19 protein-coding genes are annotated in these 23,475 nt (G+C 70.2%); 10 read left to right on the plus strand and 9 right to left on the minus strand.

What is annotated here, in order from left to right; translation table 11 throughout:
• Positions 1-3 precede the first annotated feature (3 nt).
• Together ASE48_RS13495 and ASE48_RS13500 are read right to left on the minus strand one after the other, a co-directional pair.
• Positions 4-1,557 carry a flavin-containing monooxygenase gene (locus tag ASE48_RS13495; RefSeq protein WP_057167605.1) on the minus strand — a complete coding sequence of 518 codons (1,554 nt, stop codon included), beginning with the start codon at positions 1,555-1,557 and terminating at the stop codon, positions 4-6.
• Between the two features lie 48 nt (positions 1,558-1,605).
• On the minus strand, positions 1,606-2,577 hold the full coding sequence (locus ASE48_RS13500) for a TIGR03617 family F420-dependent LLM class oxidoreductase (RefSeq protein ID WP_057167753.1): 972 nt from the start codon (positions 2,575-2,577) through the stop codon (positions 1,606-1,608).
• Between the two features lie 80 nt (positions 2,578-2,657).
• Here ASE48_RS13500 and ASE48_RS13505 point away from each other — a divergent pair, with 80 nt between their 5' ends.
• On the plus strand, positions 2,658-3,992 hold the full coding sequence (locus ASE48_RS13505; RefSeq protein ID WP_057167606.1) for a flavin monoamine oxidase family protein: 1,335 nt from the start codon (positions 2,658-2,660) through the stop codon (positions 3,990-3,992).
• Here the strand turns inward: ASE48_RS13505 and ASE48_RS13510 are convergent.
• Together ASE48_RS13510 and ASE48_RS13515 are read right to left on the minus strand one after the other, a co-directional pair.
• On the minus strand, positions 3,982-4,905 hold the full coding sequence (locus ASE48_RS13510) for an alpha/beta fold hydrolase (RefSeq protein WP_057167607.1): 924 nt from the start codon (positions 4,903-4,905) through the stop codon (positions 3,982-3,984). The two genes, ASE48_RS13505 and ASE48_RS13510, sit on opposite strands and share 11 nt — an antisense overlap.
• Positions 4,906-4,948: 43 nt before the next feature.
• The gene (locus tag ASE48_RS13515) at positions 4,949-6,028 is read right to left on the minus strand and encodes an NAD(P)-dependent alcohol dehydrogenase (protein ID WP_442928721.1); all 1,080 of its coding nucleotides are present in this window, start codon (positions 6,026-6,028) and stop codon (positions 4,949-4,951) included.
• Positions 6,029-6,055: 27 nt separating this feature from the next.
• Here ASE48_RS13515 and ASE48_RS13520 point away from each other — a divergent pair, with 27 nt between their 5' ends.
• Positions 6,056-7,024, plus strand: coding sequence for an NADPH:quinone oxidoreductase family protein (locus ASE48_RS13520; RefSeq protein WP_057167609.1), 969 nt, complete (start codon positions 6,056-6,058; stop codon positions 7,022-7,024).
• A gap of 55 nt (positions 7,025-7,079) precedes the next feature.
• On the opposite strand, the gene ASE48_RS13525 is transcribed toward ASE48_RS13520, so the two are convergent.
• The gene (locus ASE48_RS13525; protein WP_082614159.1) at positions 7,080-8,687 is read right to left on the minus strand and encodes a CocE/NonD family hydrolase; all 1,608 of its coding nucleotides are present in this window, start codon (positions 8,685-8,687) and stop codon (positions 7,080-7,082) included.
• A 77-nt stretch (positions 8,688-8,764) separates the two neighbouring features.
• Here ASE48_RS13525 and ASE48_RS13530 point away from each other — a divergent pair, with 77 nt between their 5' ends.
• Positions 8,765-9,091 (plus strand): DUF732 domain-containing protein, encoded by a 327-nt coding sequence (locus ASE48_RS13530; RefSeq protein WP_162264222.1) that lies wholly within the window; start codon positions 8,765-8,767, stop codon positions 9,089-9,091.
• On the opposite strand, the gene mbtM is transcribed toward ASE48_RS13530, so the two are convergent.
• Entirely contained in the window at positions 9,088-10,668 is a 1,581-nt protein-coding gene (gene mbtM, locus ASE48_RS13535) for a long-chain-fatty acid--ACP ligase MbtM (protein ID WP_057167755.1), read from the minus strand. The two genes, ASE48_RS13530 and mbtM, sit on opposite strands and share 4 nt — an antisense overlap.
• Positions 10,669-10,885: 217 nt before the next feature.
• On the opposite strand from mbtM, the gene ASE48_RS13540 reads away from it, so the two are divergent.
• From ASE48_RS13540 to ASE48_RS13550, 3 genes are all read left to right on the plus strand, one after another.
• Entirely contained in the window at positions 10,886-11,374 is a 489-nt protein-coding gene (locus ASE48_RS13540) for a DUF309 domain-containing protein (RefSeq protein ID WP_057167611.1), read from the plus strand.
• A 32-nt stretch (positions 11,375-11,406) separates the two neighbouring features.
• On the plus strand, positions 11,407-12,918 hold the full coding sequence (locus ASE48_RS13545; RefSeq protein WP_057167612.1) for a PucR family transcriptional regulator: 1,512 nt from the start codon (positions 11,407-11,409) through the stop codon (positions 12,916-12,918).
• 119 nt (positions 12,919-13,037) lie between these two features.
• On the plus strand, positions 13,038-13,493 hold the full coding sequence (locus tag ASE48_RS13550) for a GreA/GreB family elongation factor (RefSeq protein ID WP_057167613.1): 456 nt from the start codon (positions 13,038-13,040) through the stop codon (positions 13,491-13,493).
• A gap of 1 nt (position 13,494) precedes the next feature.
• On the opposite strand, the gene ASE48_RS13555 is transcribed toward ASE48_RS13550, so the two are convergent.
• From ASE48_RS13555 to ASE48_RS13565, 3 genes are all read right to left on the minus strand, one after another.
• Entirely contained in the window at positions 13,495-14,133 is a 639-nt protein-coding gene (locus tag ASE48_RS13555; protein WP_057167614.1) for a hypothetical protein, read from the minus strand.
• A 63-nt stretch (positions 14,134-14,196) separates the two neighbouring features.
• A complete protein-coding gene (locus tag ASE48_RS13560; RefSeq protein ID WP_057167615.1) occupies positions 14,197-14,730 on the minus strand; it encodes a putative immunity protein in 534 nt (177 codons plus the stop codon).
• Positions 14,727-15,629: a hypothetical protein gene (locus ASE48_RS13565; RefSeq protein ID WP_235571142.1), complete on the minus strand. Its 903-nt coding sequence runs from the start codon at positions 15,627-15,629 to the stop codon at positions 14,727-14,729. Before ASE48_RS13565 ends, ASE48_RS13560 begins: the two co-directional genes overlap by 4 nt.
• Positions 15,630-15,830: 201 nt before the next feature.
• Between ASE48_RS13565 and ASE48_RS13570 the strand changes: the two genes are divergently transcribed.
• From ASE48_RS13570 to atzF, 4 genes are read left to right on the plus strand one after another with little or no spacing between them, the layout of a single operon-like run.
• Positions 15,831-16,694, plus strand: a complete 864-nt coding sequence (locus ASE48_RS13570; protein ID WP_057167617.1) for an urea amidolyase associated protein UAAP1 — start codon at positions 15,831-15,833, stop codon at positions 16,692-16,694.
• Positions 16,691-17,371, plus strand: a complete 681-nt coding sequence (locus ASE48_RS13575) for an urea amidolyase associated protein UAAP2 (protein WP_057167618.1) — start codon at positions 16,691-16,693, stop codon at positions 17,369-17,371. Before ASE48_RS13570 ends, ASE48_RS13575 begins: the two co-directional genes overlap by 4 nt.
• Complete coding sequence (gene uca, locus ASE48_RS13580) at positions 17,368-20,976, plus strand: urea carboxylase (protein WP_057167619.1); 3,609 nt, start codon at positions 17,368-17,370, stop codon at positions 20,974-20,976. Before ASE48_RS13575 ends, uca begins: the two co-directional genes overlap by 4 nt.
• Entirely contained in the window at positions 20,973-23,474 is a 2,502-nt protein-coding gene (atzF, locus tag ASE48_RS13585) for an allophanate hydrolase (protein WP_057167620.1), read from the plus strand. Before uca ends, atzF begins: the two co-directional genes overlap by 4 nt.
• The last annotated feature ends 1 nt before the right edge of the window (position 23,475 follow it).

The raw sequence follows: 23,475 nt of genomic DNA on the forward strand, positions 1-23,475 counted from the left end.
GTTCTAGCCCGCGACGGTGCGCAAACTCTGGCTGGCGGGCGGCGTGTCGCCCTCAGACACGCTCGCTCGCGGGGAAGCGGCGGAACCGGCCTGCACCCTGCCGAACACCATCGACTCCTCGATCCGGTCGAAGCGGTGCTCGAAGGTGTCCAGCGCATAGTTGTGCCGCACGTTCCACGGTCGCTTCGTCCCCGACTTGGGCAGTGCGTGCGGGGACCGTTTGACGTAGCCGGCATCGAGATCGAAGGCCGGTTTCTCCGGCATGACGGTCGAGCCGAGGTGCGGGTAGGCGCTGGTGTAGCCGTGGGAATCCATGTAGGCCAACAGTTTGGCCACCGCCCGCGCGGTCATGTCGGCGCGCAGCGTCCACGATGCGTTGGTGTAGCCGATACACCAGGCCATGTTGGGGACGTCCTCGAGCAGGTGCTCCTTGTAGACGAACCGCTCGGTCGGATCGACCCGCTTGCCGTCCATGGTGATCTCGATGCCGCCGAGTGACTGCAGTTGCAGGCCGGTCGCGGTGACGATGATGTCGGCGTCGATCCGGTTCCCCGATGTGAGCACGATGCCCTCGGCGTCGACGCGCTCGATGTGATCGGTCACCACCTCGGCACGCCCGGCGCTGATGTCCTCGAACAGATCGCCGTCGAGCACCAGGCACATCCGCTGGTCCCACGGGTTGTAACGCGGCTTGAAGTGGACGTCGACCGGGTAGCCCTCGGGCAGTTCGGCGATGGTGGCCCGGCGGATCACCTTGCGGCCGATGCCCGGCGCCTTGCGGAAGAACATGTACAGCAGGAAGTGGTACCAGGCGTTGCGGAACCGGACGACCTGATGGGCGATCTTGCGCGGCAGCACTTTCCGCACCGCCTGCATCGGCTTGGGCACCGCAGGCATCGACATCATGTAGGTCGGTGAGCGTTGCAGCATGGTCACGTGGGCGGCCGTCTCGGCCAACTCGGGGACCAGGCTGATCGCGGTGGCGCCACTGCCGATGACCACGATCCGCTTACCGGCGTAATCGAGGTCCTCGGGCCAGAACTGCGGATGCACGACGGTCCCGGCGAAGGACTCGATGCCGGGGAATTCCGGGGTGTGCGCCTGGTCGTAGTTGTAGTAGCCGGTGCCGAAGAACACGAACCGGGCGCGGTGGGTGATGGCCACCCCGTCCTGCTCGGCGTGCACCGTCCAGGTGTCGGTCGCCGAATCCCAGTCCACCGAGGACACCCGGGTGTCGAACCTGATGTGCCGGTCGATGCCGTGCTTGCGGGCCGTCGTGGTCAGGTACTCGCGGATATCGGCGCCGTCGGCGACGTGCTCGCGACGGGTCCACGGCTCATAGGGGTAGCTCAGGGTGAAGATATCGCTGTCGGAACGAATCCCCGGGTAGCGGAACAGATCCCAGGTGCCACCGATGCGCGCGCGCCGCTCCAGGATGGTGTAGCTCGATCCTGGATTGCGCTCCTGGATGCGGTAGGCGGCGTTGATGCCCGAGATGCCGGCCCCGATGATGAGCACATCGGAGAACTCGGGTTCGGTCTCAGCTGCGTTGGACACCGGACAACCTCCTTGTGGTCCTGCCCCGTACCACCCCACCTTAGGACCTCAGGTGCGCAGCTCGTCAACGATCTGGGCCAGCAATTCCGTTTCGATCGGCCCGGGCTGGTAGATGCAGATCCGGTCCGAGATGCCGTCGACGCGGTTCCGGATATGGGCCGCCACCTGCGCCGGGGTGCCGCACGCGGCGATGGTGTGCAGCACATCGTCGTCGATCAGCGCGCCCATCTCCGACCAGCGGCCCTGCTTGGACAACGCGTTCAGCTCGGGCTGCAGGTCGCCCCAGCCGTGGATGTCTAGCACCGGCCGGTACGCCGGGGTGGACCCGTAGAACGCCAGCAGCTGCCGGGTGGCCGTGTGGTCCTCGCCCACCGACACGATGATCTCGGGGACGATCGCCAGGTCGGCGCGGGTGCGTCCGCCCGCGGCGAGGCCCTCGTCGACGGCGGTCATGGTGACCTCGTGCAGGAACTTCTTGTTCCCGAACGGCATCACCAGCAGACCGTCGGCGTGCTGTGCGGTGGCCTTGGTCAGTCGTGGGCCCAGCGCGCCGACGTAGATGGGCGGTGGGCCGTACGGGTTGTCGCGCGGGGTGAACGTCGGCGTCATCAGGGTGTGCCGGTAGTACTCACCGCGGAAGTCCAGACGTTGGCCGGTGGACCAGGTGTCGAAGATGGCGCGCAGCGCCGCGACGAGTTCGGTCATCCGCACCACCGGGCGGTCGAAGTCCGCGCCGAACCGCTTCTCGATCTGGGTGCGGATCTGGGTGCCCAGCCCGAGGGTGAACCGGCCCTTCGTCAGGATCTGTAGATCGATGGCCTGGTGCGCCAGATGGATCGGATTGCGCGGGAACGCGATCGCCACATTGGTCATCAGGTCCAGTCCGCCGACGGTGGAGGCCAGCGTCAACGGCGTGAACACGTCGTGCGGGCCTTCGAAGGTGAACACCCCGCTGGCACCGGCATCACGCAACGCCTCGGTGCGTTCGATGGCTCCCACAGGACCGAACAGCGCAGTCATCACCTTCACAGCGCCTCACCCTAATGCGACACCGGTGCGAAAACGCACGCAATCGCCCGGGCAATGGCCACACTGGTGCTGTGACCGATGTGATCGTGGTGGGGGCCGGATTCGCAGGACTGTCGGCGGCACGGGAGTTGACCAAGCGCGGGCACGCGGTGGTGGTGCTCGAAGGCCGCGACCGGGTCGGGGGTCGTTCCTACACCGCGACGCTGGCCGGGGTCCCGGTCGATCTGGGCGCGACGTTCGTCGGTCCCACCCAGGACGCCGTGATTGCGCTGGCCGCCGAACTGGGTTGTGACACCGTGCCGACCTACAGCCGCGGCAAGAACCTCATCCGCTGGCACGGCAAGGTGCGCTCCTACCGCAGCACCATCCCGAAACTGTCGCTGATCGAACTGCTCGACGTGTCCCGCATCCAGTGGCGTTTCGACCGGCTGAGCCGACTCATCCCGGTGAGCGACACCTGGGCGGCGCCGGCCGCGCACCGGCTGGACCAGAAGAGCCTGGAGGGCTGGCTGCGCGCGGTGCATGCGAGCGCCTCCACCCGCAACCTGATGGCCATCATGGCGCGGGTGACGTGGGGGTGCGAACCCGCCGACGTGTCAATGCTGCACGCGGTGCGTTACGTCAAGACCGCCGGTGGGCTGGGACGGATGCTCGACGTCAAGGGCGGTGCCCAGCAGGACCGCTTCCCCGCGGGCACCCAGCAGATCGCCCAGCGCATCACCGCCGAACTCGGTGACCGGGTGCTCACCGGCGCCCCGGTGCAGCGCATCACCCGCACCGGTTCGGGTTTCACCGTGCAGTCCGCGCGCGGTGAGCATTCGGCGGCCGCCGTCGTGCTGGCGATCGCGCCCGCGCACCGGGCGGCGATCACCTTCGATCCGCCATTGCCCGTGGGCTACACGCAACTCGCGACGCACTGGCCGCAGGGCAATCTCAGCAAGGTCTACGCCGCCTACGACAAACCGTTCTGGCGGACCGGCGGGTGCTCCGGCGAGGCGCTGTCCGACGAGGGCCCGATCTTCATCACCTTCGATGTCAGCCCCGGCGATGACGGCCCCGGGGTCCTGCTGGGGTTCGCCGACGCCCGCAACTTCGACGACCTGGCACCCGAGGTGCGCCGCGAACGCGCACTCGCGTGTTTCACGACGCTGTTCGGTGATGCCGCCGCCACCCCCATCGACTACCTGGATCACTGCTGGAGCGCCGAGCCGTTCGCCCCCGGCGGGCCGACCGCGGCGGTACCGCCCGGCGCGTGGGTCGAGCACGGCAGGCACCTGCGCACACCGGTGGACGGAATCTTCTGGGCCGGAACCGAAACCGCCGATCAGTGGACCGGGTTCCTGGACGGCGCGGTGCGCTCCGGGCACCGCGCGGCGGCCGAGGTGGGGGCCTACCTCAGGAGCTGAGCCGCTGCTGTGCAACCGATTCGGCGAGCGAGCGCAACGTGCGGTTGACCTCATCGGGGCATTCCAGAATGGCGCAGTGCCCGCCGGGCAGCTCCACGAACTCGGCGAGGTTCGGGGCGTGCTCGGCGATGTGCCGCGACGCGTTGATCGGCAACAACCGGTCCTTTGTGCTGCCGATGACCAGCGTGGGCACGGTCAGGTTCCGCAGTGAAATATGCTGCTCGCCAAGACCGTCGACCAGCACCCGGGCCCAGCCGCCGCGGCCCGCGGGCGGGGTGGAGGCGAACAGCTGATACACCAGTTCGGCGATCGACGGATCGGCATCGCGGCCCACCGCGAGATAGGCCACGAACCGCTTGTTGGCCCGGTCGGCGAGCTTGGGTACCGGGGTGGCACCGAACGTCTTGAGCAGGGTTCCCGCGCCGCGGATGCGGGTGGCCGCCAGCGCCGTGGGCACCTGAGCCAGCTGCACATCGCGCAGTAGGTCACCGGTGGTGGTGTTGATGAGCGCGACGGCGTCGGCGCACTGCGCGACGCGGTGCGGGTAGCGCTGTGACCACGCGCTGATCGCGATACCGCCCATCGAGTGCCCGGCGATCACCGCGCGTTGTCCCGGCGCGAGCGTCGCGTCGAGCACCGCATCGAGATCGGCGGCCAGATGGTTGAGGCTGTAGGCCTTGCGGCCGCGCGGTGCCTCGCTGAGGCCGTGCCCGCGGTGGTCGTAGGCGATCACCTTGTAGTCGCGGGCCAGGTCGGCGATCTGGTGGGCCCAGACCTCGATGGCGCAGGTGATGCCGTGCGCCAGCACGATCGGATAGCCGTCGTCGGGACCGAACACCCGGGCATGCAGCCGGGTTCCGTCGAAGGAACGCACGTGCACGGTGTTGGCCGGCGGGAGCGCGGGCAGCGTCATCGTGGTTGCTCCAATCGTCGGCCCCATTGCCTGGGGATGGATCTTAACGCCCGGTGACCAGCACCGGCTTGATTGCCCGGCCGGCTTTCGCGGCGGCCCACGCCTGGTCGAAGTCGTCGAACGGGTAGCTGCTGACCAGCTTGTCGAGCGGCAGTTGACCGCGGCGGTGGTACTCGGCCAGTTGCGGGATGAACACCTGCGGGTCGCTGTCGCCCTCCACCACGCCGCGCACCGTCAGGCCCTTTGCCATGATCAGCGTCACCGGTAGCTCGGCGGTCGGCGCACCGAGACCGACCAGGGCCAGCGTGCCGCGCGAGGCCAGCACGCCCACCGCAGAGCCGATGACATCGGGGCGTGCGGTGGTGTCCACCGCGCCGGCGACTCCCCCGGTCACGCTCAGGATCTCGGCCGCGGCGTCACCCGCGGTCGGGTCGATGGTGTGGGTGGCGCCCAGCTCGGTGGCCAGCGCGCGCCGCTCGGCGATCGGGTCGACCGCGATGATGGTGGCAGCCCCGCCGATCCGCGCGCCCATGACCGCGGACAGCCCGACGGCGCCGGCGCCGAAGACCGCGAAGCTCGGGGCGGCCCCGATCACGTTGAGGACCGCGCCGACGCCGGTCTGCACGCTGCAGCCCAGCGGCGCGGCCAGTGCCGGATCGAAACCGTCGGGCAGCGGTACCGCGTTGCGGCTGCCGGCGATGGCGTGGGTGGCGAAGCTGGACTGCCCGAAGAAGCCTCCGGTGATGGGCGCCCCGCCCAGGCGCAGGGCGCTGGTCTCGTCGCGGCGGCTGCCGCGCATATTGAGGTTGGTCGACTGGTCGCAGTAGGCGGGCCGGTCCTGCGCGCAGTTGCCGCAGGTACCGCAGCTGGCGAAGGTCAGCACGACCTGCTCGCCGACCCGGCGGGCGGCCTGCGGGCCGACGGCGACGACGGTGCCCGCGCCCTCGTGGCCGAACACCATGGGCGTCTTGCCGAAGATCGACGCCATGGTGATGTCGGTGTGGCAGATCCCGACGGCATCGATGCGCACCAGCACCTCGTCACCCACCGGGTCGCGCAATTCGACATCACTGAGCTGCGGGTCCTGTCCGGGTTCGAGGAGCACCGCGGCACGTGCCTTGATCACTTGACGCATGTTAAATGGTGAGTCATGCGTGCCATACAGATACCCCGGTTGGACGGTCCCGACGCTGCAGAGCTGGTGGACATCGACGAACCCACCGCCGACGGGGTGGTGATCGACGTGCACGCGGCCGGGGTGGCGTTCCCGGATGCGCTGCAGACCCGCGGCCTCTACCAGTACAAGGCGCCGCTGCCCTATGTGCCGGGCGCCGAGATCGCCGGTGTGGTGCGCAGCGCCCCGGCCGGCGCCGCGGTGGCCGCCGGTGACCGGGTCGCCGGGCTGACCATGCTGACCGGCGGGATGGCCGAGGTGGTGACGCTGCCCGAGGACCGGGTCTTCGCTCTGCCCGACAACGTGTCCTTCGAGGCCGGCGCCGGGGTGTTGTTCAACGATCTGACGGTGCACTTCGCGCTGCGCACCCGCGGCCGGATCGCCGAGGGCGAGACGGTGCTGGTGCACGGCGCGGCAGGCGGTATCGGCACCTCGACGCTGCGGCTGGCCCCGGCGTTCGGCGCGGCGCGCACCATCGCGGTGGTGAGCACCGAGGAGAAGGGCGAGATCGCCCGGGCGGCAGGGGCATCCGATGTGGTGCTGGCCGACGGTTTCAAGGACGCGGTCAAGGAGCTCACCGGCGGCCGGGGCGTGGACATCGTGCTGGACCCGGTCGGTGGCGACCGCTTCACCGATTCGCTGCGCTCACTGGCTCCGGGCGGACGGCTGCTGGTGGTCGGTTTCACCGGCGGCGAGATCCCGACGGTCAAGGTGAACCGGTTGCTGCTCAACAATGTCGACGCCATCGGTGTCGGGTGGGGCGCCTGGACCGGAACGCACCCGGGTTATCTGGCGCAGCAGTGGGCCGAACTGGCGCCGCTGCTGGCCTCCGGTGCGGTCAGCGCGCCCGAGCCCATCGTGTACCCGCTGGAGCGTGCCGGCGAGGCCATCGCGTCGCTGGAGAACCGCAGCGCCAAGGGCAAGGTCGTCCTCAAAGTCCGCTGACACCCCGCGATTTCCGCACCATTGGTAACGGTGAGCGTTACTGAGTGTGCGCAAGTCACTCGGGGACGGGGAGGATGAGCCGCGAGCCCGGGCCGATCTCGTGGCTGGCGCGCAGCAGCCGCGACGCCGACCACACCGGCTCACCGGTGCCGGGGTTGCGGGCGAACCGCGGATGCGACCCGCCCGCGATCGACACCCGGATGCGCGCACCGGCGGCGAAGCGGTGCGCGATCGGGTCGAGGTCCAGCCGCAGCGTGTCCTGGTCCCCCGGCGTCCGGGTGACGTAGCCGTCGCTGACATTGCGAGAGTGGCCGTCGGCGTCGACCTCGCTGATCCGCACCCACACATCGGCCCAGCCGGTATCGGTGTTGTGCGCCAACTCGATTCGCGGGACGCCGATCACCTCCAGCGCTTCGTCGAGCACCGGGCCGGTGAAGGTGACGACGTCGCCGCGGGCGGCCAGCGCGGTGTCGTCACGGTAGCCGCGCGGGGCGAACAACAATCGTCCGCCGATGGTCGGCGTCGGCTCCGCGGGATCGAACACGAACCGGGCCACGGGGTCACCGGCCGGTGCGGGTTCGGCGCCGAGTCTGGCCCGTGGCCGCAGGTGCAGCACCCGCTGCGCAGTCGGCGGTGGCCAGGCCGGCAGCTGCCGCCATCCCCCGCCGCCGGTGACGTGCACCCGCACCCCAACGGGGCGTTCGCCGTCCAGCCAGCGCAATGAATCGCGCAGCACGTCGCCGCCTCCGTCGCCGTGGCTCCACGGCCCGATCACCAGTGCGGGCTGCACGCCGCGGTCGGCCAGTTGCCGGTACTGATCGAGGGTCTGGGTCAGGAAGACGTCCTGCCAACCGGTCACCAGCAGCACCGGGGTGCTGACCCGCTGCAACGCATGCCCGAGCCGGCTCGGCCGCCAATACGGGTCGGACAGGTCCGGAGTGCGCAGCCAGGACTCGTGCCACGGGGCGCGGCCCTTCAGCATCTTCGCGCCGGCGTCGCTCAGCGGCACCGTGCTCAACGGACCTTTCAGCCGCCGCGGCACCGTCACCATCCGCAGCACGGTCCGAGCCGTGCCGCCGTCCTCCTGCCGGGCCACCTGGAAACTCCAGGTCAGGAAATCTGCGAGAGCGAATGCGCCGGTGCTCCAACCGGATTCGGCGAAGTCGTGCGGGGCCATACCGATCACCGAGGTGCTGAGCTCCGCAGGCGGATCGGCCAGCAGCGCCCACTGGGTGAAGCCCAGATAGGACGATCCGACGGTGGCGAACTCGCCGTCGAACCAGGGCTGTCGGCGCATCCAGGTCACCGTGTCGGCGGCGTCCTCGGCCTCGGCGACGCCGGGCTCGAAGTGACCTTCCGAGCCGAAAGTTCCCCGCACACTTTGCATCACGACGCGGTAGCCGCGCTCGGCGTAGATCCCGGCGGTCACCGTCGCCGGAAGGTTGGTGCGCCCGTACGGGGTGCGGATCAGCACCGTGCCGCGCGGTTCGGCCACCGGGGTGTACAGGTCGGCCAGTAGCCGCACACCGTCGCGCATCGGTGCCGCCAGATCATGGGTCACCCGGTAGTCGGTGGCCGGCCCGGGCAGGCCCAGCCGGCGGCGGGTCACGCGGGTGACCAGCCGGACGATCGGGCCGGGCCGGGTCTCAACAGTGGTCGCCATCGCGCTCCATTGTTGCGGATGGGCCACGAAAGCCGGAATGGGCGCTGATGAGGCTGCCGATGACCTACCTTCGTGTCATGCACAGAAGTCTGTTCGGCGGCCTGGCCGTCCTTACCGTGGCGTCGGCTGCGCTACTTGTTGCGGCGCCCGCCGGAGCCGACCCGAAGACCGAACGTGCCTATCTCAACGCGTTGACCAATGCCGGCATCATCCCCGAGTTCTACACCGCACCCGCGGCGCTGACGAGCGCGCAGAACCTGTGCCGCACCATGGACACCGGCGTCAGCCAGCTCTCGGTGGTCGACACTGTGATGGCATCCGACGCAGTGCCCGAGGATGTCGCGTCCTTCGTGGTGGGCACCGCGACGGTGGCGTTCTGCCCCTGGCACTCGATGAACAACTAACCGCCGGCCGCGACCTCGAGGCCCCGTTTCACTTCCAGCCTGCGCAGCTTGCCCGACGACGTCCTGGGCAGCGTGCCCGGTTTGACGAACACCACGTCGGCGGGAACCACACCGCAGCCCGAGGCGACCTGTTGCATGAGCGCGGCACGGGCACCCGGCTCGTCGGGGCCGCGGAACTCCGCGGTGACGACGAGGCCGGGGCGGATGGAACCCTCACCGACGCCGACGGCCACCACCGCACCCTCGCGCACCCCGGGCACCAGTGCGGCGATCCGTTCGACCTCGGCCGGGAAGATGTTGCGGCCGGCGACGGTGATGATCTCCTTGGCGCGTCCGCACACCACCAGACCGCCGTCGACGAAGTAGCCCAGATCGCCTGTGCGGAACCATTCTTCGGTGGTACGGGACGCCTCGCCGAGGTAGCCGGAGAACATGGAGGTGCCGCGGATGGCGATCTCGCCGAGCTCACGGTCGGCGACCTCGGTGGCGGCGTTCTCGTAGGGTTCGATGCGGACTTCCATCCCGGGGATGGCCGCACCCAGGATGGCATGCCGGCGCGGCGCGGCGCCGCCCTCGGTCGTGAACACCGTCTCATCGATGAGCATACCGACGCCCGGCACCGGAACCGTTACCGCACAGGTGGATTCGGCCAGACCATAGGACGGTGACAGCGCGCCCGCGGAGAAGCCGAAGCGTGCCATCTCGGTGGCGAAGCGCTCGGTCAGTTCGCAGTCGACAGGTTCGCCGCCGTTGAGCGCGAAGCGCAGGGCAGACAGATCGACATCGGTGACCCGCCGCGAGTACTTGCCGATCATCCCGTAGGCCATGTTGGGCGCCGCGGTGACCGACGCTCCGCTCTCGGACAGCCAATTCAGCCAGCGGAACGGTGACGCCTGGAACGCCGAGGTGGGCGCCTGCCAGACGTCGGTGCCGGCCAGCGCCCCGGAGAGCAGGAAGCTCAGGCCCATATCGTGATAGAGCGGTAGCCAGGAGCATCCGACATCGCCGGGACGGACCCCGATCCGGTCGTTGAGGCCGCCGATATTGGCCAGCACCGCGGCGGGCGGCAGTTGCACGGTCTTGGGCGTGCCGGTGGACCCCGCGGTGCCCTGCATGATCGCGACCGGAGCGTCCAGGCACGGCAGCCGCAAGCTTGTGGACCGCCGTGGATGCGCCACCGTCGCGAGATCGAAGATGTCCGGTGATTCGCCAGCGCTGGAGAGCTTTTCGAGATAGACACCCTGGCTGCCGACGCGCCCGGCCGAGATGCCCCGGAACCGGGCCTGGGTGGCCTGCGCCCACTGCGTGGTGTCGGCACCGCGGATCGGTCCCGGCAGGATGGACACCGCCGAGCCTGCCAGGAAGGCACCGATGACCGAGGAGATCAGTTCGGCGGTCGGTTCGCCGACCAGACCCAGACGGCGAATGTCCTCGGTGAGCAGATATTCGGCGACGTTCTCCGCACGCGCGTAGATCTCCGGCCACGGGTGGCGGATCCACTGGCCGTCGGCGAGCAGCACCAGATCGCCGACGCCGGCGGTCAACGACTCGGCCAGCGCGGACGCCAGAGGGTTCACCATGACTGGAAACTATATGACGTTTGCTCGTTATGGTTTCGTCCACTGACGACGGCGACAATTTGACAACGGTTCGGTGGTTGTGCGCAAATCCATGACCTGCCGCGCATCGGGCTGGATTATTCGCCGGTCGCTGAGGAGTTCCTCAGCTACCGGTGCGAGGCCCGATCGTCGATGCGGACCGCCCGGCGCCAGCGGCTACTGCCAAGCTGTAGCGGTGGGTTCCGATGCCGAGCGCGACCGCGACGACACCGGACGGCCGCGCAACACCCGGCCCCGCGATGCGCTGGGTCGGCCACTGCCCTATGGCAGCACCGGCGTGCCACGCATCCCCGACGACCTCCGGCTGTCCCCGGCGCAGACCTTGCGCTACGCCCAGGATCTGCTCGACCGCGGGCAGGCATTCGGCGCGCACGAGGTGCTGGAGTCTGCGTGGAAGGACGGCCCCGATGAGGAACGCGCGCTGTGGCAGGGCCTGGCGCAGCTGGCGGTAGGCATCACCCACGTGCAACGCGGTAACCGCTCGGGTGCGGCCTCATTGCTGCGCCGGGCATCGGGGCGGCTGCGCCTGATCGACCTGCCCGCCCGGTACGGCATCGACGTCGCCGGGTTGATCGGCCGCGCCGACGCACTGGCCGGTGATCTCGACGCCGGCCGCGATATCGCCCCCGACCTGCTGCGGATCCGGCTAGTCGGCGCTGACTAGGCTGGATATCCGGCACGATAGAGGAGCGGCTCATGGTCACCCTGGACCGCCTGGTGAACGTCCTGGGCAGTTACGGCGTGCGCTTGTGCAACTCGGCGATACCGCGCTCGGCGGTGCTGCGCAGTGTGGTGCTGCACGAGGCGACCGCCGGGAGCGGCCCGGTCATCGGCGATGTACTACTGGCCGTCGGCGCGCAATCGGTGCCCGAGGCGCTGCAGTGGGCGCGTTCCAGCCAGTCGGTGGCCGTCCTCAGCCGCGGTGACGACACCGGCGTCGGCGAGGAATCCGGGATCGCGGTGCTGGTGGTGGACCCGGCGGTGCCGTGGAGCGAGCTGGCCGCCATCGTCTACGGGCTGGTACTGGAGGGCCGCGAGACCGCCGCCGGCCGCGGCCCCACCGACCTGTTCGCGCTGGCCGACAGCGTGGCCGACTCGATCGGCTGCGCGGTCACCATCGAGGACGCCCATTCGGGGCTGCTCGCGTACTCGCGGCTGCAGGCGCACGCCGATGCGGCCCGGGCCGACACCATCCTGAACCGCCAGGCACCCCCGGCTGTGCACGAGTTACTCAGCGCCCGTGGCATTTTCGCACACCTGTCGATCTCCGACGAACCGATGTTCGTCGAGGCCGATCCCGCCCACGGCCTGACCGGGCGGACGGTGGTGGCGGTGCGGGCCGGCCGCGAACTGCTCGGTTCGGTCTGGGTGACGTGCCGGGAACCGCTGGACGACACCCGGCGCCGGGCACTGTCCGACGGTGCACGCACCGTGGCCATGCACGTCCTGCGCTCCCGCGCGAGCGCCGACCTGGAACGTCAGGTCGAGTCCGATCTGGTGGCGCGGCTGCTGGAGGGCTCCGCCGATTCCGCCACGGCGGCCAGCAGGCTCGGGCTGCGCCAGACCGCGCTGCGGGTGATCGCCGTGCACGCCGACATCGCGGGTGAACCGCATGCCGCGCTACTGCTCGCGTTCGAGCACGCCACCTCCGGATTCGGCTGGTCCCGTCCGGGCCGCAGCAGCCTTGGCCGCAACACCCTCTACACCGTGCTGCCGAGCGAGGATGTCGATCCGGCCCGGCGCTGGGTGAGCGCGATGCGCGCCGCGCTGCCGGCTCACGCCACGATCCGGGCCGGTATCAGCGCGCCGGCCGAGGCCACCGAACTGGCGGCGGCCCGGCAAGAGGCCGACGAGTGCCTGGCGCTGCACGAGGACCCGTCGACCCCGGATGCCGTACCCGCCTACGACGAATCGTGGCACGACATCCTGCTGCAGCGGCTGCGCACCGCGGCCAGGTCCACCCGGGTGCCGGCGCGCGGACCGGTGGCCGACCTACGGCGTCACGACGCCGCGCAGTCCACCCAGTACGTGGCGACGTTGCGGGCCTGGTTGACCGCGCAGGGCGACCTCGCGCAGGCCGGCGAGGCGCTCGGTGTCCACGAGAACACCGTGCGCTACCGGCTGCGCAAGATGGCGGAGGTGACCACGCTGGACCTCGACGACCCGCACAAACGGCTGGCGATGACGATCGAGCTCGCAGCGCACTGAGGCATGTCGGGAACCGACAAACACCACGGGTCCGGTTGTCCCGTCCGGGCAAGGCCCCCGGGGTGCGCCCGGGCCACCATCGAAGGGACGGCCCGATCGACGGCCGATGAGGAGAACCCATGCGCCCGAATCACCAGGTGTGGATCAGCAGGCAGGCCCGCGACCGGATGGAAGCCGAGCTCGCCGACCTACTGGCGGTGAGCGCCGATGACGACACCACCGATTGGGATGTGCACCAGGCCCGCAAGGCACGGATCTGGCAGATCCAGGATCTGCTGATGAACGCCGCCATCGACGAGATGCCGGCCGATGACGGAATCGCGGAACCCGGAATGATTCTCACCGTGCGCTTCGACGGCACCGGTGAGACGGAGACCTTCCTGCTGGGCACGCCGATCGCCGAGCTCGGGGACCTGGAGGTGTGTTCGGCGCAGTCGCCGCTGGGCGATGCGCTCTCCGGTGCCCGTCCCGGGGAACAGCGCAGCTATCGGGTGCCCAGCGGCGCACAGGTGTCGGTGACCTTGCTCGACGCGGCGCCGTACGGGGTGCGCACACCGGACCCGGCCGCCGGCTGATCTACTGCGGGTTGCAGATGCCCTGCAGTTTGGCGTTCTCGTCGTCGGCATCCTTCACACGTTCCTGGTGTGCCGGGTCGTCGCTCGGGATGTTGGCGACCGCGGCGGCCCCGACGTCCATCAACGCGTTGCCGAAGGCCCGTGCGGCCTCGGCGAGTTGCGGTTCGGTGGCGGGGTCGACCCGGTTCAGCATGTACTGACCCCCGCCGTAGAGCGCGAGCCGTGCGTTGGTGGCGATGGCGATGGCGCCGATGGCGTCACCGTCGGCGGCCTGTAGGCCGCTGCTGTTGGCCACCCCGGTGCTGACCACCAGGAACGCGTCGCACACCTTGGCCTTTGCCTCGTCGCGCTGGGCGTCGGTGAAGGTCGGCTCCGGTGCCTCGGTCGGCTGTGCGGTGGGCGCGTCGATGGGGGTCAGCGGATTGCGCCACATGTAGGCCGACGCACCGAGGGTGGCGATGGCCAGCAGCATGGCGATGACGGCGATGACCACCGGGCTGCGTCCGGCCGGCTGCTCCGCGTCGTCGCTGGTCGTGTCTGCGGGTGCGGCCTGCTTGCTGCCGTTCACCTCGTTGGCTTCGTCTTCCGAAGCGGTGTCCTCGCGGACGGCGTCGTCCTCGGGCGTGGTTTCGTCAGGCACGCCGGCAATCGTAGCAACGCGGTGCCGGCGGGCAGGTCGCCCGCATCGGGTGTTTGCCCAGTTCTACGGGGTTGTCCGCAGCGCGCCGTCCAGGATTTCCATCAGCTGAGCGGTGCGGGTGCGGCCGGCCGGGGCGGGCGGATAGCGCCGCAGAATCTCGCGCAGCTCGGGTGTGGCGCGGGCGGCGGCCCGCGCTATCGCGCCCTGCGCGGCGGCCGGGTCGGAGCCGGCGGTGATCTCGGCGATTCGTGCGGCGTTGGCATCGGCGCGCAGGATGTGGCCCACCTGATGTGCTTTGGCGATCGGATGCAGGTAGGCGGCGGACGCCGCGTCCCCGGCGGCCTGGGCGGCCAGCCGCGCGACCTCACCGGCGGCGGACGCCGCTGCACGGTGCGCGTCCATCGAGGTGGTGCGCTGCAGTGCGGTGCGTGGCGCACCGCCGGCGAAGAGCCACGCCGCCGCGACGGCGTCGCGTGGCCGGGGATCATCGGGATGGATGTCGGTATAGAACGGAAGCAGCGCTTCGGCTGCCGTCGCCACATACCGGGCGACGACCCGCAGGTCGTCGCCCGACAGGTCGAGGGCGGCCGGCGTCACCGGTGGTCGGGGTACAGGCCGTACGTGCCGGGCGCCAGTTCCATCCGTTCCAGGAACACCTGCATGGTGCCCAGCATCTGCCAGTGCAGGCGTTGAAGCCGTTGTGCGAGTTCGGGGCCGGGCTCGAAGACTGCCGAACCAGAGGGCGGTGGCAGCTCGCCGAGGATCCGCGCCATGTCCACCTCGATGAAGGTGTAGTCACCGTAGGGCCGTTTCGGATCGGCCGCGGCCGCCGGGTAGCGGCCGGCGTCGAGCCGGTCTCCGCATTCATATTCCGAGGGCCAGCGGATCTCGATGGCGCGCAACAGCTGTAGGTGATCCTCGGTGACGATCACCTGCCCGTCATCATCGAGGCCCGCGTCGTCATCGGACAGTTCGCCGTAGCCGCGCAAGGCGCTACGCACCTCCGCGGGTTGCAGGTTCGTCAGCGCGTAGCGGCCGGGCGCCAGGGTGCCGTGCCGCAGTGCGCGGGCCAGCAGGAAGTACATCTCGACGTGGCGGCGGCCGAGTTCGTCGGCGTCCTCGGTCCCGAAGACCTCGGCCAGTTGGGCGAGCAGGTCGGCGCGGCCGTACGGCCGGTCCGGATCCAACATCGGCGCCCCGCGTTCGGCACCGTCCCAGCCGAGCCGCGCCGTGCGCAGCAGCCGGAGGTGGTCGGCGGTGATCTCCAGGGATCCGTCGCCGAACCAGTCCCCGCCGTCCAATCCGAGTTCGTCGCCCGGGTCACTCCACATCTCGTACACCGAGTCCGGCACGTTGACGCGGTTCGTCCTGAACATGGCGTCGGTGGCGGCCTGCAGCGCCGCCTCGTGCTCGCCGCCGTTACCGCGGGAGCGTCGGTAGGCGCCGGCGAACCTGACCATGAACTTGGCGCGCTCGAACACCACTTCTCCTTCCACCGGCTCCCTGCGATGTCGAGCTTAGGCAGCACCGGAACCGCCGATACCTGTCACTTGACAGAAACATTCGCAGCACGCTGTTAACAGCATCCGAATCATCGGTTACATCACGGCAACCACCACCGCCCGCCCGGCGCGAAAACTGTCATCTGACAGAAAGCCCGCCTTCCCGGCGGGCTCCCGACTTCTCGAGGGTGGTCAGTGAGCAGCACCGACACGGCGTCCGAAACCGCCACCACGGCAGGGGCCCGCGCGCATGCCCGCGCCCAGCACGGACGCACCGCAGAGTTCATGCGCCACATTCCGGCGTCGTCGTCCCCGACGGCACCTGCGGCGGTGCCCGCCGAATCCCTGGTGTGGTCCGAAACCGTGGCACCGGGCGGCTATTCGAGCGCCACACTGGCCCGCGGCACCAGGATCCGGCTCACCGACACCGTCGGTGACGCCTGCGCACACCTGCTGCTGCACCGCGCCGACGCACCCCATGAGCGCCTCAATGTCGCCGACACCGTGAAGGTGCCGTGGCAGGCCTACCTCGGCAACGGCCATCCGCTGCTCAGCGGATTCGGCCGGGCGTTGGCCACCATCATCTCCGACACCTCCGGATCCCACGACGCACTGACCGGAACCTCCACGCGTGCAGGCAATCTGGAGCGTTACGGTGCGGCCGCACCGGAGTCCCCCTCCCCCGCCGGCCGCGAACTGTTCACCCTCGCCGCGCTGAAACACGGCCTGGACCGCCGCGATCTGCCACCCTCGGTGTCCTTTTTCCAGGGGGTCCGCGTGCAGGCCGACGGCACCTTCGACTGGCTCGGTTCAGCGGGTGCCAACACCTCGGTGGAGCTGTTGCTGCATGTCGATGCCATTGTGCTGGTGGCCAATACGGCTCATCCGTTGGATCCCCGGGCAGAGTTCACCTGCTCGCCGCTGCTGATCCACGCCTGGCCCGCACCCGCCGACCTGGGCCGGCTCACCGACGGCGACCTGGTGGGGCCGCTGGGACCCGAACACCGCCAAGCCATCGCCAACACCGATGCCGACCTCACCGCAAGGGGACAGCTGTGACCACCACTGCCATCGTGCCCGCCCTGATCGAAGGAACGGTCGTGCTCGACGAGTACGTCGCGGCGCGCGCCGCCTGGTCGGCGGTCGTGGCCGCCGGCGACGTCCTCACCATCGTCGACCTCGCCGGCAATCAGGCCGTCGACTGCCTGCTCTACGCCGCCGCGGACACCGGCGTGCGGTATTCGGCACAGGAGACGATCCGTCGCCAGGGCCGGATCACGCTGACCACCGGATCGGTGCTGCGCGCGGACACCGGAGACGCGTTGATGACCGTCGTCGCCGACGAAGTGGGCGTGCACGACACCCTGGGCGGCGCCTGCTCCAAGGAATCCAACACGTTGCGGTACGGCCAGCACACCCGCGCCCAGCACGGCTGCCTGGAGAACTTCCTGCTGGAGGGGTCCCGGCACGGGCTGGGCGCACGGGATCTCGCCAGCAACATCAACTGGTTCATGAACGTGCCGGTGGACCCCGACGGTGCGCTCGGCATCGTCGACGGGTTGTCCGGACCTGGTAAGCGGGTTGCCCTGCGCGCCGATATCGACACCCTGGTCCTGGTGTCGAACTGCCCGCAGATCAACAACCCCTGCAATGCATTCGACCCGACACCGGTCCGGATGATCGTCACCCGACCTGCCGGGGCGGGCGCAGCAACCGGACATGGGGAGGCAGTGTGAGCACGCACAACGTTCTGATCGCCAACCGCGGCGAGATCGCGGTGCGGCTCATCCGCGCCGCCCAGGGCCTCGGCATGCGCACCGTCGCGGTGTTCTCCGACGCCGACCGCGGCGCCCCGCATGTCGCGCTGGCCGATGACGCGGTACGGGTCGGACCCGCCGCGCCCCGGGACAGCTACCTGTGTACCGAGGCCATCCTCGCCGCGGCGGCATCCTCCGGTGCCACCATCCTGCATCCCGGATACGGATTTCTTTCCGAGGACGCCGATTTCGCCGCCGCCGTGGAGGCCGCCGGCATCGCGTTCGCCGGGCCCACCCCGCATCAGCTGCGTGAGTTCGGGACCAAACACACCGCGCGGGCCGCAGCCCGGGCTGCCGGTGTGCCGATCTTCGCGGGTTCCGATCTGCTCGACGATCCGGACGCCGCGGTGGCCGCCGCCGAGGTGATCGGCTATCCGGTGATGCTCAAGGCCACCGGCGGTGGCGGCGGTATCGGCATGCAGGTGTGCCGCACCGCCGACGATCTGCGCTCGGCGTATCAGCGGGTGGTGTCCCAGGCCGAGCGCAGCTTCGGCTCGGCCGGTGTGTTCGTCGAGCGGTACGTGGAGAACGCCCGCCATGTCGAGGTGCAGATCTTCGGCGACGGCGCCGGACGGGTGCTGTCCCTGGGCGATCGGGACTGCTCGCTGCAGCGCCGGCACCAGAAGGTGATCGAGGAGGCACCCGCGCCGGCGCTTCCCGATGCGATCCGTGAGCAACTGCACGCCACCTCGCGCGCGCTGGCCGCGTCGGTGAGCTACCGGTCGGCGGGCACCGTCGAATTCGTCTACGACGCGGCACGCCAAGAGGCCTCGTTCCTCGAGGTCAACGCCCGCCTGCAGGTCGAACATCCCGTCACCGAGGCCGTCACCGGAGTGGACCTGGCCGCCTGGATGATGCGGCTGGCGGTCGGCGACGCGCGCATGCTCGACGAATACCCCTCCGGCACAGTGCCGGTGACCGGCCATTCGGTGGAGGCGCGTATCTACGCCGAGGACCCGACCCGCGACTACCGACCCAGCGTCGGCACCATCACCGCGGTCCGCTTTCCCGACCCCGAAGCCTTTCCCGATGTCCGGGTGGACGGCTGGGTGCAGGACGGTACCGAGATCACCGCGTCCTACGATCCGCTGCTGGCCAAGGTCATCACCCGGGCCGAGGACCGCGACACCGCACTGACCCGGCTGGGCCAGGCGCTGGCCGGCACCGAGCTGCACGGCATCGAGGTCAACATCGGAATGCTCTGCGCGGCCATCGATCACGACGATGTGCGCGCGGCCCGGCACAGCACCGCCACCCTCGCCGGGGTCACCGACCCGCGGCCCCGCATCACCGTCGACCGGCCCGGCCTGCTGACCACCGTGCAGGATGTGCCCGGACGGATCGGGCTGTGGCAGGTCGGCGTGCCCCCCAGCGGCCCGATGGACGACCTGTCGTTCCGGCTCGGCAACCGCGCCCTGGGCAACCCGGAGAACGCCGCCGGACTGGAGTGCACCGCGTCAGGTCCTGCGCTGCGGTTCACCCACCCGACCACGGTCTGCGTCACGGGCGCCGAATGCCTGGTGACCGTCGACGGTGTGCCGGTCCCGATGTGGGAACCCGTGCAGATCCCCGCGGACGGTGTGCTCGATGTGGGCGCGGCCGAGACGATGGGCCTGCGCACCTATGTGCTGCTGGCCGGAGGTCTCGACGTGCCGGCCTACCTGGGCAGCGCCTCCACCTTCACCCTGGGCCGGTTCGGCGGGCACGGCGGTCGCGAGCTGCATGCCGGAGATGTGTTGCGCACCCACCCGGCAACGGTCGAGTCCGATGGTCCCGTACCGCATGACGAGCGCCCCGCCTTCAGCACCGAATGGGAACTGGCCGTCACCGAAGGCCCGCACGGCGCACCGGAGTTCTTCACCCGCGGCGATATCGACACCCTGTTCGAGGCCGCCTACCGCGTGCACTTCAACTCCGCACGCACCGGTGTCCGGCTGGAAGGACCCAAACCGCAGTGGGCCCGCCCCGACGGCGGCGAGGCCGGCCTGCACCCGTCCAACATCCACGACAACGCCTACTCCGTCGGCGCCCTGGATTTCACCGGCGACACCCCGATCCTGCTCGGCCCCGACGGTCCCAGCCTCGGCGGATTCGTCTGCCCGGTCACCGTGGTGTCGGCGCAGCGCTGGAAACTGGGGCAGCTACGCCCCGGTGACACGGTGCGATTCGTGCCGGTGCGCGCGGCCCAGGCACCGTCACGGGCCGCACTCGGAGTCCACCGGGTGGCCGGGCTACCCCGTGGCGGAGACGGCGATGACGGGGTGCTGGCCCGCCGGGCCGGTGTCGACGGCGCTCCGGCGGTCACCTACCGGCGCAGCGGCGATGACAACGTGCTCATCGAATACGGCGACATCGTCCTGGATCTCGCATTGCGGGCCCGGGTGCATGCCCTGCACACGCGGCTGGTGGGCAGCGCCACCGGGATTCTCGACCTGACCCCGGGCATCCGTTCGCTGCAGGTGCACGTCGACCCGGACGTGCTGCCTATCCCCCGGCTGCTCGGCCTGTTGTCCGAGATCGAGGACGACCTGCCGGCCTCCTCGGAGCTGGTGGTCCCCAGCCGTCAGGTCCGGCTTCCGCTGAGCTGGGATGACCCGGCCACCCGCGAGGCGATCGCCCGGTACACCTCCGGGGTCCGCGATGACGCGCCGTGGTGTCCGTCCAACATCGAATTCATCCGGCGCATCAACGGTTTGGCCGGTCAGGCCGATGTCTACGACACGGTGTTCGCCGCGGAGTACCTGACCCTGGGTCTCGGCGACGTCTACCTGGGTGCGCCGGTGGCCACTCCGCTGGATCCCCGGCACCGGCTGGTCACCACCAAGTACAACCCGGCCCGCACCTGGACCGCCGAGAACTCGGTCGGCATCGGCGGCGCCTACCTGTGCATCTACGGTATGGAGGGTCCGGGCGGCTATCAGTTCGTCGGCCGCACCACCCAGGTGTGGAGCCGGTACCGGCACACCGCACCGTTCGAGCCCGGCAGCCCCTGGCTGCTGCGATTCTTCGACCGGATCTCCTGGTACCCGGTGTCGGCCGAGGAACTGCTGGAGCTGCGCGCCGACATGGCCGCGGGCCGGGGTTCCGTCGACATCACCGACGGAACCTTCTCGTTGGCCGAGCACGACCGGTTCCTGGCCGACAACGCCGACGATATCGCCGCGTTCCGCGTCCAGCAGGCCACCGCCTTCGGCGCCGAACGGGCCGCCTGGGAGCGGGCCGGCGAATTCGACCGGGCCGAGCGCGCCGCCACCAATGCCATTGTGCCGCAGAAGGACCTGGTGCTCGGTGACGGGGACCAACGCGTCGACGCACCGTTCTCGTCGAGCGTGTGGAAGGTCGATGTGGCCATCGGTGAACAGGTCGTCACCGGTCAACCGCTGCTGGCACTGGAGGCGATGAAGATGGAGACCGTCCTGCGCGCACCGTCCGACGGTGTGGTCACCCAGATCCTGGTCTCGGCGGGGCACCTGGTCGATCCCGGCACACCGCTGGTCGTCGTCGGCACCGGCGGTCGAGCATGAGCGCCGTGGCGCGGGTCCGCGCCGCCTACGCCGCCATCGAGGCCGCCGCCCGCCCGGAGATCTGGATCACCTTGCGGCCGTTGGCCGATGCGCTGGCCGATGCCGAACAGGTCGACGCCCGGGATCAGCCGTCGCCGCTGGCAGGTCTGGTCGCCGCGGTGAAGAACAACATCGACATCGCCGGTATCGCGACCACCGCCGCGTGCCCCGGCTATGCCGAGGGTCCCGCCGCCACCGACGCCACGGTGGTCGCCCGGCTGCGTGCGGCCGGAGCGGTCATCATCGGTGCGACCAACCTGGACCAGTTCGCCACCGGCCTGGTCGGCACCCGCAGCCCGCACGGCGCGGTGCGGGATGCCCGCCGCCCCGAATACATCTCGGGTGGATCCAGTTCCGGCTCCGCGGTGGCCGTCGCCCTGGGCCTGGTGGACATCGCGCTGGGCACCGACACCGCCGGATCCGGGCGGGTCCCGGCCGCCCTGCAGGGCATTGTCGGGATCAAACCCACCCTCGGCGTGGTCCCCACCGACGGGGTGGTGCCCGCCTGCCGCTCGTATGACTGCGTCACGGTGTTCGCCCGCGATATCGACACCGCCGACACCGCCGTGGGCGTGATCGCCGGCGGCGCCCGGCCCTTCCCGCACGACGCCCCGCTGGCCGCACCGCCCGCGACCCGGGTCGCGGTGCCCCGCGCGCTCCCCGGACTCACCCCGGAGTGGGCGCAGAGGTTCCGTTCCGCCGCAGATCGCCTGTCCGCCAACGATATCGAGATCGTCGAGATCGACCTGGACCCGTTCCTGGAGGCGGCCCGGCTGCTGTATGACGGGGGCCTGGTCGCCGAACGGCACGAGGCGGTCGGCGCGTTCGTGGACGCCCACCGAGGCGCCGAGGATCTGGATCCGACCGTGGCGGGCATCATCGGCGCGGCCGGTGCGGTACCGGCCACCCGCCTGCTGGCCGACCGGGTGCGCCTGGCCGAGCTCACCGCGGCCGCGATGGCCGAGCTCGGCGACTGCCATGCCCTGCTCATCCCCACCACCACCGGGCATCCCACCATCGCCGAGGTGAACGCCGACCCCATCGGGGCCAACTCCCGGATGGGCACCTACACCAACTTCTGCAATCTGATGGACCTGTGCGCGGTTGCCGTGCCGTCCGGAACCGACACGCAGGGCACCCAATTCGGGGTCAGCGTCCTCGCCCGCGCCGGTGCCGATGCCCTGGCACTGGACCTGGCGCGGCGGGTCGCATCGAGCACCGACGACGTCGCACTGCCCGGCGCTGCGTCGGCCCCCACGCCCACCACACCGTGGCCGGCGCGGGCGGGGCTGGACACCACCGCCTTGCTGGTGGTGGGTGCGCACCTGCGCGGTCAGCCGCTGGCCTGGCAGCTCGACGACCGCGGGGCACGCTGGTGCGGGCCGGTGCGCACGGCACCGCAGTACCGGCTGGCCCGGCTGAACACCGACCCGCCGAAGCCAGGGCTGGCGCGCGTCGCCCCCGGTGACGGCGCCGCCATCCACGGCGAGCTGTGGCTCATCGGCACCGCGATGCTCGGCGATTTCCTTGCCGCACTACCCGCACCGATGTCGCTGGGTCGGGCGACGCTCGCCGACGGCACCGAGGTCGTCGGGTTCGGGTGCACCGCCGAGGCGTGGGATGCCGGGCAGGACATCACCCATCACGGTGACTGGCCCGGGTATCTGCGCCGCGTCGGCCGCGGTGCCGACGTCACCCGCGGCGATCTCGGTCACCGGGTCTGGCGCCGCCTGGCCATGGCGGTGCCCGGCACCGTCGTCGACACCACCACCGAGGTGCAGTGGTTGCAGGCCGGCGAGCTCTACATCGACCTACGGACCCCGGCCCGCATGCCTGCCATCACCGGCCGCGCGCTGGACGAACTGACCCGCGAGGACCTGCTCGCGCTGTGCGAACAGCAGGCCTTCGCCGGGCGCCTGGAGGACGACGGCGCCGCGTGGACGTGGTGGCGGGAGGTGGATCTGCACCCGGCCGATCCGCTGCCCGACCGCGGCCGGCTGCACCTGACCGACGGGATCCTCGTCGAAACCGGAATCGGCCGCGACTATTTCGAGGACTGGACGTCAGGGCCACCGCAGGCCAGTGCTCTGGAATTGGTGCTGCACGATGACACCGGCCGACCGGGGATGCTGCTGCGGGTGGGTGAGCACTTCGGCTATGTCCGGGGGCGGGCCGCCGGACTCGCACCGGCGCCCGGTGTGACGCTGCGGGACGCCGTGGCCCACGGCGATCTGGAGTCGGCGCGCGCCCTGATGGACCTGGACATCTCGCTCGGCGCCGTCGAGGACGGCCGCTGGGTCATCACCCGATCGACATTGCCCTTCCGTATCGGTGACGATCTGGCACCCGAGCTCGGGCCCGGCGAGATCACCGTCGCAGAACGTGACACCGCAGGCACACCCGTCCGGCGCCGATGGACCGTCGCCCTGGACCGCTCCGAACCCTTACTGGCCCTTTAGG

It is taken from the genome of Mycobacterium sp. Root265 (assembly GCF_001428895.1).
Lineage (GTDB): Bacteria > Actinomycetota > Actinomycetes > Mycobacteriales > Mycobacteriaceae > Mycobacterium.